This is a genomic window from Streptosporangium sp. NPDC020145 (assembly GCF_040631275.1).
In the GTDB taxonomy this organism is placed as follows: domain Bacteria; phylum Actinomycetota; class Actinomycetes; order Streptosporangiales; family Streptosporangiaceae; genus Streptosporangium.
Genome location: NZ_JBEXZT010000008.1, coordinates 233,837 through 247,767, shown reverse-complemented (window position 1 = coordinate 247,767; position 13,931 = coordinate 233,837). Strand labels below are relative to the sequence as shown.

Here is a 13,931-nt window from a genome sequence, read left to right as displayed (position 1 = left end):
GCGCGGGTCAGCGGCCGCCCTCGGCGAGACCCCGCAGCCTGCGGGCCGCGCGGCGCAGCAGGGAACGGTCCCGTTCCCTGCGCAGGGCCACGGCTTCGAGGCGGCGCTGCTCGGCCTTCTCCTTCCACCGGGCGGCGGCGCGGTCGCCCTTGGCCGCCTGGGCGCGCAGTTCACGCAGCTCGGCCTTGAGCGCGGCGACCCGCTGCCTGGCGCGCTCGGCCTCCCGCCCGCGTCTCTCCGCCTCCGCGCGCCAGCGCACGGCCTCCCTGTTGCGGGCCGAGGCCCAGGCCGGATAGGCGCGTGAGGCGGGCCGGAACCGCCAGGTCTCGGCGTCCAGCCAGGTCGCTCCGTACAGGTCGGCGATCACGTCGTCCAGGGACTCGCCCTCGGCCGCGACGCGCAGCGCCCTGGCGACGGCCGAGGTCCGTTCGAGACGCGCGGTGACGACGCCGGTCTCGTTCTCGTCGAGCGCGACGAGCAGCAGCCCCTCGTCGTCCCCGTCGGCCTGCTCGACCAACATGGCCAGGCTCTCGGCCCCCGGCACCCACCCCGGCGGGCAGGTGAGCCTGAAGGGAGCGGGAAAGGAGGTCGCGGGGACGCGCTCGGCCAGGCGCACCCGGCCGTCGCCCGCGTACTGCCCGCGCACCAGCCTCAGGTCGAGCAGCGGGTCGTCCAGCGGCGTCCGGCCCTCCTCACCGGGCGGACGCGCGTCGAGCAGGGCCCACGGGCCGGTCAGCACCACGCTCACGTCGGACAGGGTGCTCGCCAGCGCGCCGTCCACGCTCGCCCTGACGTCCTCGAAGGAGGCGTCCGCCGCGTCCACGACCACCTCGACGTACGGCACCAGCCACTGGCGGCCCGGGTCGGAGCGCAGATTGCGCCGGTACGGCACGCGGTCGGCGATGAACGGCCCGTTGTGCCGTCTGACCTCGGCGGGCCTGCGCATCGCCGTCGTGGTGCCCAGGTGCCAGCACACCGCCTCGGCGTCGGGGACGAAGACCGCGCCGGTCTGGGTGAGCCGGTAGCCCAGCTCGGTGTCCTCGCCGAGCACCAGGGAGGTGTCCAGGCCGCCAGCCTCCTTCAGCAGGGCGGCGGGTGAGGAGACCGTCGCCCCCACGTGGACGCGGTGCAGCAGGGGGCTTGGCGCGTCGCGCAGGCCGCGATGGGCCGCGACGAGCTCGTCGATCCAGTCGTGCCCGTGCTCGGGGTCCTCCGCGAAGAGGCCGTGGGCGCCGCCGTCCGCGACGACCCCGCTGACCTGGGCCGGGGCCGGGAGGGGGCCCGCCGCGGCGGTGAAGCGCAGCCTCCCGAGCACCACCAGGTAGTCGGCCAGATGGTGCCAGCGCATGTGCGCCTCGACGTGGTCGTGGTAGGGGACGATGTCGGCGTCCATCCTGTGGATCACCTCGCCGTCGGCGGCGGCCGTACCGGTCTCCATGGCGCTCGCGATGCCCCGCCTGCCCTGGGGGGAGCGGACGATCCTGGTGCGTTCCGGGGCGATCCCGGGGACACGGAGCGGGGGAACGCTTCCGTCGTCCACGACGACCACCTCAAGCAGGTGGGCGGGGTAGGTCTGGGCGGCCAGGGCGGCCAGGGTGAGGTCGAGCCTGTCCTGCCCGCCCCTGGCGGGGATCACCACGCTCACCGCCATGCGGGGCCGCCACGTGCCGGGCGCGGGCGGCTCCAGCACCCCGTAGTCGTTGCCGGGGATCCGCGCGGTCATCCCGCCTCCACGGGCAGCTCCATCAGCGCGCTCGGCCGGAAGCCGCGCCACTGGCGTTTGTTCCTGCGCAGGAACGTGCCGATGGGCTCCCGCCAGGTGTGCCCCGCGGCGTTGCCGCGCCGCAGCACGTATCCCAGCCCCTGGGTGCGGTAGATCCGCCCGCCCGCGCCCTGCACGGCGTGCTGGAACTGGGCGTCGATCGTGCCGGGAAGCGGGCGGAAGCCCCCCACCGCGTGGAAGGCCGAACGCTCGGTGAGGATGGTCCCTCCCGCGATGAAGTTGGTGATCTGCTCGGTGACCTGTTCCCGGTGGACGGTCACCCCGATCGAGGCGAGGTAGACGAACTCGGGCACCATGCCGACCACCTCGGCCCCCGAGTAGGAGTGGGCCAGCAGCAGGTCGGAGACGAAGTCGGGGCCGTACCAGTCGTCGTCGTCCATCTTCAGCAGGAACGCCCCCGACGCCCTGGCCGCGGCCTCGTTGAGCACCGTGCCGAACACGCTCGCCCGGTCCGCCTCGAACACGGTGAGCGGCCGGTCGAAGGACGCCGTCGCCTCCGCCACGTCCGGATGTCCGGCGGGGATGCCGTGCAGGGCGAGGATCACCTCGAACTCGGCGCCGCGCTGCCTGGACAGCTGCTCGAACGCGAAGCGCACCATCTCGGGACGCCGGGTCGCCAGCAGCACCGAGACCAGGGGGACGGGGACGGCGGGAGCGCCGAGCTGCTCCCAGCGGGCCCGTACGCCGTGGACGCGCAGCGCCCGCCTGCGCAGCCGTACGCTGTACTCCTCACGTGTCAGGTCGTCGGCGAGCGCGGTCTCGTCGGCGGAGGTGACCAACTCGGCGAGGTCCCGGCCGAGCGCGCCCGCCCACGGGGGCACGGTCTCGCAGACCAGCGGAACCCCGGCCGCGGCGAGCCCGGTGACGACCCGCAGCGCGGCGACCGGCCCGCTGTGGCCCCGCCGCCAGTCCACGCGCACCCCTCTGACCTGCCTGATCCTGGTGACGTCCACGTCGGTCACGCAGCCGGAGGCGCCGAGGACGGTGAGCGTGCGCCCCTCACAGGTGATCGCCCAGCGGCCCGACTCGACGGACAGGTCGGCCATGCCGAGCGACGGTACGGTGACGAAGCCCGTCGGGTTGACCGAACGGTCGTCGACCGGCGGGATGGTCCTGGGCTCCGACAGGTCTCCCAGGCCGCTGCGCAGGATGCCCGCCCCTCCCGGACGGCCGAGCCGTTCCCAGCTCATCAGCGCGGCGGCGGGGCGGTCGATCGGGGTCTCCGCGCCCTCCCAGGAGGGCGGCTCCTCGTCGGTGACGCGCAGGACCAGGTCGGCTCCCGCGGCACCGAACCGCTCGGGGACCGGGCCCGTCACCTCGGCGGGGGCGGCGTTGGGGTCGCCGGGACGCCAGTGGGCGGCTCCGGGGCCCGCCAGCCCGGCCACCGGGGCCGCGACCGCGTCCATCCCGTGCCCGCCGAACGCCCTGGCGGTCGCGGCGAGCGTACGGCCCGCGGGCGTGGGCTTGGCGAACCTCGCCTCGACCGCCCAGGCGTCCTTCGCGGGACGGTGCACCCGCAGTTCGGTCAGGGACCGCCAGCGGTGCGCGGGGACGGGGGAGATCACCGGCGCGGTGTACCAGTACGGGGCCTCCTCGACGGCGACCGTGACCCGTGAGGCCGAGGGGAGCAGGGACTGCAGCGCCGCGGCCCTGCGGACGTCGGTCGGCGTCCTGGCGACGACGAGGACCTCCGTCACGCCGTCCTGGGCTCCGGGCAGCCCGCCGAGGTCGCCGTCGAGGTCCGTCACCTGGTACGGCTCCAGGTTTTCGAGGGTGTCGAACCCGGCGTGGCAGACCAGCAGGCCCCGCGCGTCCCGGCCGCCGAGCAGGTCGGTCAGGAACGACATCAGCCTGCCCTCCTGTGCCGGACGGTCGCGATGATCTCGCCGATCGGGCCGCGCCGCCGTTCGGCCCCGGCCTGTTCGGCCCGCTCGCGCGCCTCCTGCGCCTCCCGGCGCAGGCTCCGCACCTCGTCCTCAAGGCGTTCGGCCTCGCGCCGCCACCTGGCCGCCTCCGCCCGCCACCTGGCGGTGTCCCCGGCGACGGGCTGGGACCGGTCCGCGGGGGTGAAGCCGAACTCCTCCCCGCCCACCCACAGGGAGCCGAACATCTCGTGCACCAGGTCGTCCCGGTCGTCCCCGGCGACGAGCGCCGCCCTGGCGAAGGCCGAGGTGCGTTCGAGCCTGGCCGCGGTGACCCCGTTCTCCCGCTCGTCGAGCACCACGCTCAGCAGGCCGTACCCCTCGCTCTCCGCGTGTTCGACCAGCCTGGCGAGGGTGTCGGGGCCGAGGGCCCATCCGGCGGGGCAGGTGAGGCGAAAGGGGGCGGGGGCCGCGTCGGGGACGGTCTCGGCGAAGGAGACGCGCGGCTCGCCGCCGTACAGGTTGCGCACCAGGCGAAGGTCGAGCAGCGGCTCGTCGAGGGAGGAACGACGTCCCCGGGGCAGGGCCGACCACGGTCCGGTCACGGTGACGGCGACGTCGGCGAGGGTGCCCGCGAGCGCGGCGTCCACACTCGTCCTGACCTCCTCGTAGGTGGCCCCGGCCGCGTCCACGACGACGCGCACGTACGGCACCAGCCAGGTCCTGCGCGGGTGGGCGCGCAGCCAGCGCAGGTCGGGGATGAGGTCGGGCAGCACCGACCAGTTGTGCCGGTGCACCTCCTTCTCCCTGGTCATGACCGTCGAGGGGCCGAGGTGCCAGGCCGTGGCGCGCGGGTCGGGGACGAAGACCGCCCCCGCCTGTGCCAGCCGGAAGCCCAGGTCGGTGTCCTCACCCATGTTCAGCGCGGTGTTCACCCCTCCCGCGGCGCGCAGCAGCGCCAGCGGGACCGAGGTCGCCGCCCCCGAGTGGAGCAGGTGGGCCCGGGAACCGGCCTCCCGCAGCCGCCGGGTCTCGGCGAACCGCTCGGCCCGCCAGGCGTGCGGGGCGGAGACGGGGAAGAGGTCCTCGGCACGCCCCCGCCGTACGGCCGCGAGGACCTCTTCGGGTCCCGGCGCGTCCCCGGACGGCTCGGGGGTGAAGCGGATGTCGCCGAGCACGACCGCGTACGGGGCCAGGTGGTGCCAGCGCATGTGCGCCTCCACGTGCTCCCGGTCGAGGACCACGTCGGCGTCCACCCAGAGCAGGACGTCGCCGGTCGCCGAGGCGGCACCGGTCTGGCGCGCCCAGCCGCGTCCCCAGCGGCCCTCGGGCACCCGGACGATCCGGGTTCCGGCCGGGGCGGGGCCGTCGATCCGCAACGGCGGTTCACTGCCGTCGTCGGCGACGACCACCTCCGTGAGATGGGCCGGGTAGGTCTGGGCGGCCAGGGAGGCGAGCGTGCGGTCGAGGGACTCCTGGCAGTCGTAGGCGGCGATCACCACGCTCACCCCGAGCCGGGGCTCCCAGTGGCCGGGTTCCGGCGGGGTCAGCGAGCCGTAGTCGTTGTGCCTGACCCTCGCAACCCCTCCGGTGTTCCGGGCGGGGGGAACGGCGACCTGTCCCGTGCCGTCCTCCCCGCCCGTCCTGAGCGCGCCGTCCTCTCCGTCCAGGGACGGGCCGGCCGTACCGGAACCCGCCTCCCGGCGCTCTCGGGCCTCACTCACGCCGCGCCCTCCGGCCTGGCCCGCCAGGGCCTGGCCTCGGCCGCGGCGAGCTTGGGGAGCAGTTCGCTGACCAACTCCTCCATCTCCCTGCGCCGGGGAACGGCCGTCAGCCGGTCCTCGCCCAGGGAGACCAGGATCGCCCGCAGGTCCTCCTCGTGCCTGCCGCTCTCCTGCCTGAGCAGGGAGACGATCTCGTCGAGCCGTCCGTCCAGCCGTTCGACGGCCGTCCTGACCTTGGCCAGCTCCGCCTCCTGCCGCTTGACCCGGTTGTCGACACGCTGGGCCTTCCCGTCGGTCCTGCGCAGGGTGACGAGGGTCAGCGCCTGGGCGGCCAGCACGGCCACGGCCGCGGCGAGCCCGAGGGCGCCCACGACCGGGACGGCGCCGAGGACCGTGAGCAGGGTCAGCGCGATGACGACCAGCGGGGCCGCGATCGTCGTCAGTAGCGTCAATTTTCGGGGCGTGGACATCCGCGCTTACCTTCCGTGCCGCTCTGTCGTTCGTTGCCTGTTCTGTCGGGGGGAGTGTTCGAGGCTATCCACTCCACATGAGTGGATATAGCGATAAACGGTAAACCTCAAGGTTTTTGTGACCTGGGTGAATGCTGTGAGTGACTGTCGGTGAGCGCCCGTGTCAACCCTGGAACGCGCTGGGAAGTGATCTCCCGGCCTCGATATCCTGCGTCGGTGCCCTCCCCCGCTCTTTCCGCGTCACCGCCCACGTCCCCGCCCCCATCAGGGCCCGTTCCGGCCCTTTCCGCGACCCCGGCGGGCTTCCTGCGGACGGCGAAGGAGGGGATGGCCGAGCTGACGTGGTCCGGCTCCGGATGGCTCGCGGCGGGTGAGCCAGTCGGGGAGCGCCCGGAGGCCGCCGAGATCGACAGGCTCAGGCCGCTGCTCGGCCTGAACGTCGGCTGGCCGGATCAGGAGGTCCCCACGGGCGCGCTCACCGCGCTCGCCGCCGCCGGAGTCCCGCTGCGCGCCGCCGCCTCGCCCGGCTGGGCCGAGCCCGGCCTGGCCCGCCTGCTGGCGGCCTGGACCCCCGGAGAGCCGGAGGAGAACCCGCCGCCGCACTCGGTGACCGCCCTGCGCAGGGAGGAGCACAGCGTACGGCTGCGCCGCCACGGCCTGTCCCTGCTGGGCGTCCCTCCCCGGGGCACCCCGTCCGTCAGCGTCGTGATGTCCACCATGCGCCCGCACCTGCTCGGCGGGGCGCTCGCCCAGATCGCCGCCCAGCGCCGGGTCGAGACCGAGGTCCTGCTCGGCCTGCACGGCGTCCCGGCCGACCACCCCGAGGTACGGCGCGCGGTCGAGGACAGCGGTCTGCCGGTCAGGGTGACCGAGGCGCCCGCGGCCGTGCCCTTCGGCGAGGTGCTCAACCTGGCGGCGGCCGGAGCGTCGGGAGAGTACGTCGCCAAGTGGGACGACGACGACTGGTACGGTCCCGAGCACCTGGCCGACCTCCTGCTGGCCAGGGCGTACTCGGGCGCCGACATCGTGGGCACCGCCGCCGAGTTCTTCCACCTGGAGCCCCTGGGCGTCACGGTCCGCCGCACCGACTACACCAGTGAGATCTGGTCCGACCACGTCGCGGGCGGCACGATCCTGAGCGGCAGAGACCTGTTCACGCGGACCGGGGGTTTCCCCGCCCTGCCGCGCGGGGTCGACGCGGCCTTCCTGAAGGCCGCACACGCCGAGGGGGCACGGATCTACCGCACCCACGGCCTCGGCTACGTGCTGCGACGCTCGGTGAGCGCCGAGCACACCTGGCGGCTGCCGCTGGCCCACTTCCTGCGTGTCGCGTCGTACCAGTGGTACGGCTTCGCGCCGAGCCTGATCCTGGAGGCCTCGTGATCGCGCGGGTCGTGGGCAACGACTACCGCAGCCTCACCCCGCCGGAGCCGGGGGCCTGGGCCCCGTCGCTGCGGGTCAGCGTGGTCGTGCCGGCCTACGGCGGCCAAGACAAGCTCGACCTGGTGCTCGCCGGGCTCGCGGGCCAGACCTACCCCGAGGACCTGACCGAGGTCATCGTGGTCGACAACGGCAGCGACCCGCCGCTGCGCCTGCCCGAGCTGAGGCCCGCGGGCACCCGGCTGGTCGCCTGCCCGATCCCGGGCAGGGCGCACGCGCGAAACGCCGGGCTGCGGGCCGCGACCGGCGACGTGGTCCACTGGCTCGACTCGGACGTGGTCCTGGACCGGCAGGCCGTCGAGGCGCACATGCGCTGGCACCACGCGGCGCCGTACCTCGTGGTGACGGGGCGGCTGCGTTTCACGCCCGCGCCGCTGCCCACGGCGCGGGAGGTGGCCGAGGCGCCGGACCTGGCCGAGCTGTTCGAGCCCGCCGAGCCGCACGCCTGGCTGGTCGACCTCATCGAACGCACCTCGGGCCTGACCGACGGCCGCAGCCGGGCCTTCAGCCTGCACGTCGGCGGCGCGACCTCGGTCAACGCCGCGTTGCTGGCCGAGGCGGGCCCCATGGACACCGATCTCGTCCTCGGTCAGGACACCGAGATGGGCTACCGGCTCGCCCAGGCGGGCGCGGTCTTCGTGCCCGAGCCGCTGGCCCGCGCCTTCCACCTGGGGCCGACCATGAGGATGCGTGACAAGGCGCCGATCGACCGGGTCAGTCACGCCTTCGTCGCCGACCGGATCCCGGCCTACCGCTGGCTGCGTTCCCACCCGGCGCGGCAGTGGAAGGTGCCCTACCTGGAGGTGGTCGTCGAGAGCGACGGCGACCCCGGCTACGACGAGGTCAGGGCGAGTGTGGACGCCGTGCTCGCGGGCACCGTGCCCGACGTCGCGGTCACCGTCCCCGGCCCCTGGGAGCACGCGGGCGTCGAGGGACGTGCCCCGCTGCGCGACCCCCACCTCGACCTGACGCTGATCCTCGGCCACTACGCGCACGAGGGCCGGGTGCGGTTCACCTCGTCGACCCCGGGACAGGCGGGACGGCCGGGGGAGTCGTCGTGGGGGGCGGTGCCGTACCGGCTGCGGCTGCCCGCCGGATGGACGCCGGGGGAGGACACCCTCGCCAGACTGCTCGACCTGGCGACGGACGGAGGATACGGCCTGGTCAGTGTGCTCCTGGCGGAAGACGCGGAGCGGGGACTCATCGTCGCCAGGCTGGAGCGGACCGCGGCCTTCGCCCGCGCGGCCATCGTGGCCGCCGACGGCGAGCCGCTCGACGACGCGGTCCAGGACACCTTCGGCACCTTCTGGGCGGACGGGGAGACCTACGGCTTCCTGCGGGAGGCCAGGACCCCGGCCGGGCGCAGGGGGGCCTACCGGGCCAGGGTGGAGGCACAGGCCGAGATCGCCCGCCTCACCAAGGAGGCCGAGCGGTTGCGCGGCCAGGTGACCCGGTGGCGCGAGGAGGCGGGCCGCTGGCGCAGGAGCGCCGTCGAGCTGCGGCGCGAGGTCGGCACCCTGCGCAAGGAACTGGCCGCGGCCAGGAAGGTCGTCCAGTACGGTCTGCTGTCCTCGGTGAAGCGGGCGATCACCCGTCGCCGTTGACCACTCCGACCCCGCCCAGGAAGTAGGACCCGATCCCCTTGTACGGCACGGTGTCCCCGGGGGTGGGGCGCCACTCGGGCAGGTTGACGATGCCGGGCTCGACCACGTCGAAGCCCTCGAACAGCCGGACGATCTCCTTGCTGGTCCTGGCCACGAACGGTGAGGAGGCCCGGTCGTAGACCTTGGTGACCCCGTCGGCCGCCGCGGGCCTGGCGTCGATGGCGACGTGTGACATGACCAGGTGGCTGCCGGGGGCCATGGCCTCGCGGAACGTCGCGAGGATCCCGCAGGGGTCGTCCTCGTCGGGCACGAAGTGCATGATCGCCAGGAGCAGGACACCGACCGGCCTGTCGAAGTCGATCGCCGCGCGGACGTCCGGGTGCTCCAGGATCTCGCGGGGGCGGCGCATGTCCCCCTCGACGATGGTCACGTTCTCGTTCTTGCCGAGGATCGCCCTGCCGTGGACCAGCACGGTCGGGTCGTTGTCGACGTAGACGACCTTGGCGCCGGGGGCGACCTGGTGGACGTTGTTCTGGGTGGGCAGCCCGGCTCCGAGGTCGAGGAACTGGTCGATGCCCGTCCTGGCGACGAAGTCGACCGTGCGGCGCAGGAAGGCGCGGTTCGACCTGGCGCTGTGCCTGATCTCGGGGACGACCGTCAGGGCCCGTTCCGCCGCCTCCCGGTCAGCGGGAAAGTTGTCCTTGCCGCCCAGATAGTAGTCGTACATGCGTGCAACGTTAGGTATCTGGGTGTTGATGCCTTTTAGTGCCTGATCGGTCACGTGCTGCTCCCCGGTAGAAATATTTCCGGAATTGTCGTGATCATATCGAGCGGTAACGCTGGAGAAGTGATCAGGCGGCTGGCAAGATCGCCGCATGGCCGCCCTTCCCCCGCGCCGTTTCGCCGGGCTTCACCTGTCCGACGGCATCAGCCCAGGCAACCTGGTGGCGTCCATGATCATGGCGTTCGCGGCGACCATGATCATCACATTCCTGCCCGCCGCCCAGCCGCTCCTGCTGCTCGGTGTGCTCGACGGCCAGGGAGCCGACCAGGGCAGGGTGGTCGCCCTGCTGGCCGCCGCCGCCGAGATCGCGATGATCCTCAGCCTCCCCTGGTACGGCGCGCTCGCCGACCGCTTCGGCAGGCGGCCCGTCGTGGTGACCGGGTTCGCGCTGTGCGGCCTGTCCACCCTGCTGTTCCCCTACGCGGGCAACGTGACCGCGCTCGTCGCGCTCAGGGTCGTCTTCGCCCTGGGTGTGGCGGCCCTCAACGGGATGCTCGCCACGGTCGCCATCGACTACGTCCGCGACCGCTCACGCGGCAAGTCATACGGACTGATCGGCCTGTTCAGCGGGCTGGGCGCCATGGTGGCCGTCCTCGGCCTGGTCCGCCTGCCCGCGATCATCGAGAGGAACCTCGGCGGGGACGGAGGCAGGGCGGCCACGGTCGACGCGGCCCGCTACTCGTTCCTGATCGTCGCCGTGATCGTCCTGGCCGTCGCCGCGCTGATGTGGGTCACCATCTCCAGGATCAGGGTGGACGCCGCCTCGGCGCGCATCCCGCTGGTCCGCCTGGTCAGGGAGGGGTTCGCGCTCGCCCGCGACCCCGGGGTCGCGCTGTCGTACGCGGCCTCCTTCGTGGCCCGCGCCGACCTGTCCATCGTCGCGGCGTTCCTGCCGCTGTGGGTCGTCGTCCACGGCGTCAGGGAGGGCGGCCTGTCCCCCGTCGAGGCCGTGGCCAGAGGCGGAGCCGTGGTCGGTGCCGCGCAGACGGTCGCCACCCTCGGGGCCCCGCTGTTCGGCTGGCTCGGCGACCGGCTGCGCCGCCAGGACGCCGTCCTGGTCGCCCAGGCCCTGGCCGCCGTCGCCTACCTGTCCACGCTGCTGGTCGACGACCCGCTCGGCTCGGGCATGATGGCCGTGGCCGCGCTCATCGGCCTCGGCGAGATCGCCGCCATCGTCAGCGCGGGTCCGCTGCTGGCCCAGCAGGTCCCCCCGGCGGTGCGCGCCTCCGCCTACGGCGTGCAGACGCTCTGCGGCGCCGTGGGCATCCTCGTCATCTCCACGGTCGGCGGGACGCTCTTCAGCTCCTGGCGGCCCGCGGCGCCGTTCGCTGTCGCGGGTGTCGCGGGCCTGCTCGTCGTCGCCTTCGGCCTGGTCGTACGGCGGCGCGTCGTTCCCCGCCCGCAGCAGGAGCAGGGCGAGACCTCCGCCGTCAGGCCCGCAGTTCCCTGAAGGCCGCCCCCAGCCTGGAACGCAGGGACCGGGTCGCCCTGGAGGCGGAGGACTGGTTCGCGCAGGGCTTGGCGGCCTTGGCCGGGGCCGGCCTGGGTGCCTGACGCCGGGGAGCGGGCCAGAACTCCGCCTTCGTGCCGTGCCGTACCCCGTGGGTGGCCTTGATCGAGGTGACGACGTCGTCCGCGCCGAGCAGCCTGGCCCTGCCCAGCGCCTCCGCCCGTTCCAGTGTCGCCGACCCGTCCTCACCGAGATCGACGACGAGCATGCCCGACCGGTCCTCCTGGACCGCGGCGATCATCCGCTCCAGCGTCTCCCTGCCGAGCGGGACCGAGACCGGCCCCGTGTAGCGGAACGGCGTCGGCCCCGGCGTCGGGACGACCTCGTCGGCCAGCCTGATCCGCTCGTCGTGGGCGAAGTGCTCCCGCATCACGCGAAGCTCGAACGACGGGTCGCCGAGCACCGAGTGCCGTCCGGGCGACAGACGCGACCAGGGCGCGACCAGGGTGACCCGGACGTCGGAGACCGAACCCTCAAGCGCGGCGCTCACCGCGGCCCGCACCTGCCTCTCGTCCCCGTCGACATGGAGGACCACCTCCACGTACGGCACCAGCCACCGTCTGCCCCCGTCCTTGCGCAGGTCACGGCGGAGCGGAACCCGGTGGGCCAGGTAGGGGGCGACGGCCCTGACCGTCCGGTCCCGGTCGACCCGCTGCGCGGGAAGCCCCAGGTGCGCGGCCCTGGCCGCCATGTCCGGGACGAAGACCACCCCGTGGGTGGCCAGCCGGTAGGCGAACTCGGTGTCCTCACCCCTGAGCACGCCGGGATCGACCCCGCCCACGGCGTGGAAGGTCTCCCGCCGCATCGAGACCGTCGGCCCCGTGCACACGTGGTAGGGGTTGCGGCTGCTGCGCAGGCCGTCGGTCCGGGAGATCGTCTGCTCCGTCGAACTGGCCAGCGCGTTCGACAGGTCGAGGACCTCGCCGAGGGAGCCGGCGCGCGCGTGCTCGTAGAGCCCCTCGGGGGAGAGGTCCGGGGGCGGCTCCTCGACGAACCTCTTGGCGCCGATGGTGACCAGGTAGTCGCTCAGGTGGTGCCAGCGGGCCAGCGCCTCGATGTGCTCGGGCCAGACGACCATGTCGGCGTCGAGCCGCTGGATGATCCGCCCCTCGGCCACGGCGGCACCGGTGTTGAGCGCGTGCGCGATGCCCCAGCCGTCCGAGGCGGAGGAAACGATCCTGGCGCCCTCGGGGGCGATGTCCGGCAGGCGCAGCGGTGGATCGCTGCCGTCGTCGACCACGATCACCTCCATGAGGTGACCGGGATAGGTCTGCGCGGCCAGGGAGGCGAGGGTGAGGTCGAGCGCGTGCTGCCCGCCGTACGCGGGGACGACCACGCTGACCGACAGGGAGGGAGCCCAGTCGCCCAGTGGCGGCGGATCGAGAGGGGAGTAGTCGTTGTGCCGGATCGGGGGCCGTCTGGTCGCCACTCCGCCCGCCATGTTCCGCCGCTCCTTGTCTGCGTTCCCGCTTCTCAGGACCCGATGACACTACCCACGCTTCCTGAGCGTTTCCTGGGGAGACGCTTGAGGTGTCCAGTTGGTGGACGGCAGATCCCGGTTCAGATCCCATTACCCGTAGACTTGCTGCCTAACACCGCAGGTAGAACGCGCGTGCTGGGAACGCGCGGGAGGAGCAATGATGAGCAGGGCGTGGCGTGGCCTCATCGAGGAGTACCGTGACCGACTTCCGGTGACCACGGCGACGCCCGTCGTCACGCTGCTGGAGGGCGGCACACCGCTCGTTCCGGCGCACCGGGTCTCGGCGCTGACCGGCTGCGACGTCTACCTCAAGGTCGAGGGGGCCAACCCGACCGGCAGCTTCAAGGACCGTGGCATGACCATGGCCATCAGCAAGGCCGTCGAGGAGGGCGCGAAGGCCGTCATCTGCGCCTCGACGGGCAACACCAGCGCCTCGGCCGCCGCCTACGCCGTCCGCGCGGGCCTGACCTGCGCCGTGCTCGTGCCCCGCGGCAAGATCGCGATGGGCAAGCTGGCGCAGGCGCTCGTCCACGGGGCCAAGCTGATCCAGGTCGAGGGCTCCTTCGACGACTGTCTCGACATGACCAGGAAACTCTCCGAGAGCTACCCGATCGCGCTGGTCAACTCGGTCAACCCGTTCCGGCTCCAGGGCCAGAAGACCGCCGCCTTCGAGATCGTGGACGCCCTCGGCGACGCCCCGGACATCCACTGCATCCCCGTGGGCAACGCGGGCAACATCTCGGCCTACTGGATGGGCTACACCGAGTACGCCAAGGACGGCGTCGCGACCAGGAGCCCGCGCATGTTCGGCTTCCAGGCCAGCGGCTCCGCGCCGATCGTCAACGGCGCCCCGGTGCCCCACCCGCACACGATCGCCACCGCGATCCGCATCGGCAACCCCGCCTCCTGGCAGCTGGCCGAGGCGGCCCGTGACGACTCGGGCGGCGTCATCCAGGCCGTGACCGACCGTCAGATCGCCGCCGCCTACAAGCTGCTGGCCCAGGAGGAGGGCGTCTTCGTCGAGCTGGCCTCCGCCGCCAGCGTCGCGGGCCTGCTGCAGGCCCACTCCCAGGGCCTGGTCGACCCCGGCCAGCGGATCGTCTGCACGGTCACCGGCAACGGCCTCAAGGACCCCGACTGGGCGATCTCCGGGGCGCCGACCCCACTGACGATCTCGGTCGACGCCCACGCCGCGGCCCAGGCGCTGGAACTCGCCTGAACCGTCCGTCCGCAGGGCACCTCCCCGACCCGCGTGCCGCGGCGGCCCCGCCGCC

The 13,931-nt window shown here is 73.4% G+C and carries 10 protein-coding genes; 4 read left to right on the top strand and 6 right to left on the bottom strand.

What is annotated here, in order from left to right:
* Positions 1 to 7 precede the first annotated feature (7 nt).
* Genes ABZ463_RS17905 through ABZ463_RS17890 form a run of 4 tightly spaced genes read right to left on the bottom strand, consistent with a single transcriptional unit; the run spans position 8 to position 5,821 of the window.
* Complete coding sequence (locus ABZ463_RS17905) at positions 8 to 1,723, bottom strand: glycosyltransferase (RefSeq protein WP_362777129.1); 1,716 nt, start codon at positions 1,721 to 1,723, stop codon at positions 8 to 10.
* On the bottom strand, positions 1,720 to 3,630 hold the full coding sequence (locus ABZ463_RS17900; protein ID WP_362777127.1) for a glycosyltransferase: 1,911 nt from the start codon (positions 3,628 to 3,630) through the stop codon (positions 1,720 to 1,722). Before ABZ463_RS17900 ends, ABZ463_RS17905 begins: the two co-directional genes overlap by 4 nt.
* Positions 3,630 to 5,369: a glycosyltransferase family 2 protein gene (locus ABZ463_RS17895; protein WP_362777125.1), complete on the bottom strand. Its 1,740-nt coding sequence runs from the start codon at positions 5,367 to 5,369 to the stop codon at positions 3,630 to 3,632. The genes ABZ463_RS17900 and ABZ463_RS17895 overlap by 1 nt, the downstream gene beginning before the upstream one ends.
* Entirely contained in the window at positions 5,366 to 5,821 is a 456-nt protein-coding gene (locus ABZ463_RS17890) for a hypothetical protein (protein WP_362777122.1), read from the bottom strand. Before ABZ463_RS17890 ends, ABZ463_RS17895 begins: the two co-directional genes overlap by 4 nt.
* Before the next feature lie 345 nt (positions 5,822 to 6,166).
* Here ABZ463_RS17890 and ABZ463_RS17885 point away from each other — a divergent pair, with 345 nt between their 5' ends.
* A complete protein-coding gene (locus ABZ463_RS17885) occupies positions 6,167 to 7,222 on the top strand; it encodes a glycosyltransferase (protein ID WP_362777120.1) in 1,056 nt (351 codons plus the stop codon).
* Positions 7,219 to 8,883: a glycosyltransferase gene (locus tag ABZ463_RS17880; RefSeq protein WP_362777118.1), complete on the top strand. Its 1,665-nt coding sequence runs from the start codon at positions 7,219 to 7,221 to the stop codon at positions 8,881 to 8,883. The genes ABZ463_RS17885 and ABZ463_RS17880 overlap by 4 nt, the downstream gene beginning before the upstream one ends.
* On the opposite strand, the gene ABZ463_RS17875 is transcribed toward ABZ463_RS17880, so the two are convergent.
* A complete protein-coding gene (locus ABZ463_RS17875) occupies positions 8,867 to 9,664 on the bottom strand; it encodes an SAM-dependent methyltransferase (protein ID WP_362777115.1) in 798 nt (265 codons plus the stop codon). The genes ABZ463_RS17880 and ABZ463_RS17875 overlap by 17 nt on opposite strands.
* A gap of 94 nt (positions 9,665 to 9,758) precedes the next feature.
* Here ABZ463_RS17875 and ABZ463_RS17870 point away from each other — a divergent pair, with 94 nt between their 5' ends.
* Positions 9,759 to 11,117 (top strand): MFS transporter, encoded by a 1,359-nt coding sequence (locus ABZ463_RS17870; RefSeq protein WP_362777113.1) that lies wholly within the window; start codon positions 9,759 to 9,761, stop codon positions 11,115 to 11,117.
* Here the strand turns inward: ABZ463_RS17870 and ABZ463_RS17865 are convergent.
* On the bottom strand, positions 11,098 to 12,618 hold the full coding sequence (locus ABZ463_RS17865) for a glycosyltransferase (RefSeq protein WP_362777111.1): 1,521 nt from the start codon (positions 12,616 to 12,618) through the stop codon (positions 11,098 to 11,100). The genes ABZ463_RS17870 and ABZ463_RS17865 overlap by 20 nt on opposite strands.
* Positions 12,619 to 12,817: 199 nt before the next feature.
* On the opposite strand from ABZ463_RS17865, the gene thrC reads away from it, so the two are divergent.
* The gene (gene thrC / locus ABZ463_RS17860; protein ID WP_352010164.1) at positions 12,818 to 13,876 is read left to right on the top strand and encodes a threonine synthase; all 1,059 of its coding nucleotides are present in this window, start codon (positions 12,818 to 12,820) and stop codon (positions 13,874 to 13,876) included.
* Positions 13,877 to 13,931: the final 55 nt, after the last annotated feature.

Coding starts and splice junctions, on each gene's coding strand:
- ABZ463_RS17900 (WP_362777127.1), bottom strand. CDS start 3,630: ATGTCGTTCCTGACCGACCTGCTCGGCGGCCGGGACGCGCGGGGCCTG.
- ABZ463_RS17865 (WP_362777111.1), bottom strand. CDS start 12,618: ATGGCGGGCGGAGTGGCGACCAGACGGCCCCCGATCCGGCACAACGAC.
- ABZ463_RS17885 (WP_362777120.1), top strand. CDS start 6,167: ATGGCCGAGCTGACGTGGTCCGGCTCCGGATGGCTCGCGGCGGGTGAG.
- thrC (WP_352010164.1), top strand. CDS start 12,818: ATGAGCAGGGCGTGGCGTGGCCTCATCGAGGAGTACCGTGACCGACTT.
- ABZ463_RS17870 (WP_362777113.1), top strand. CDS start 9,759: ATGGCCGCCCTTCCCCCGCGCCGTTTCGCCGGGCTTCACCTGTCCGAC.
- ABZ463_RS17905 (WP_362777129.1), bottom strand. CDS start 1,723: ATGACCGCGCGGATCCCCGGCAACGACTACGGGGTGCTGGAGCCGCCC.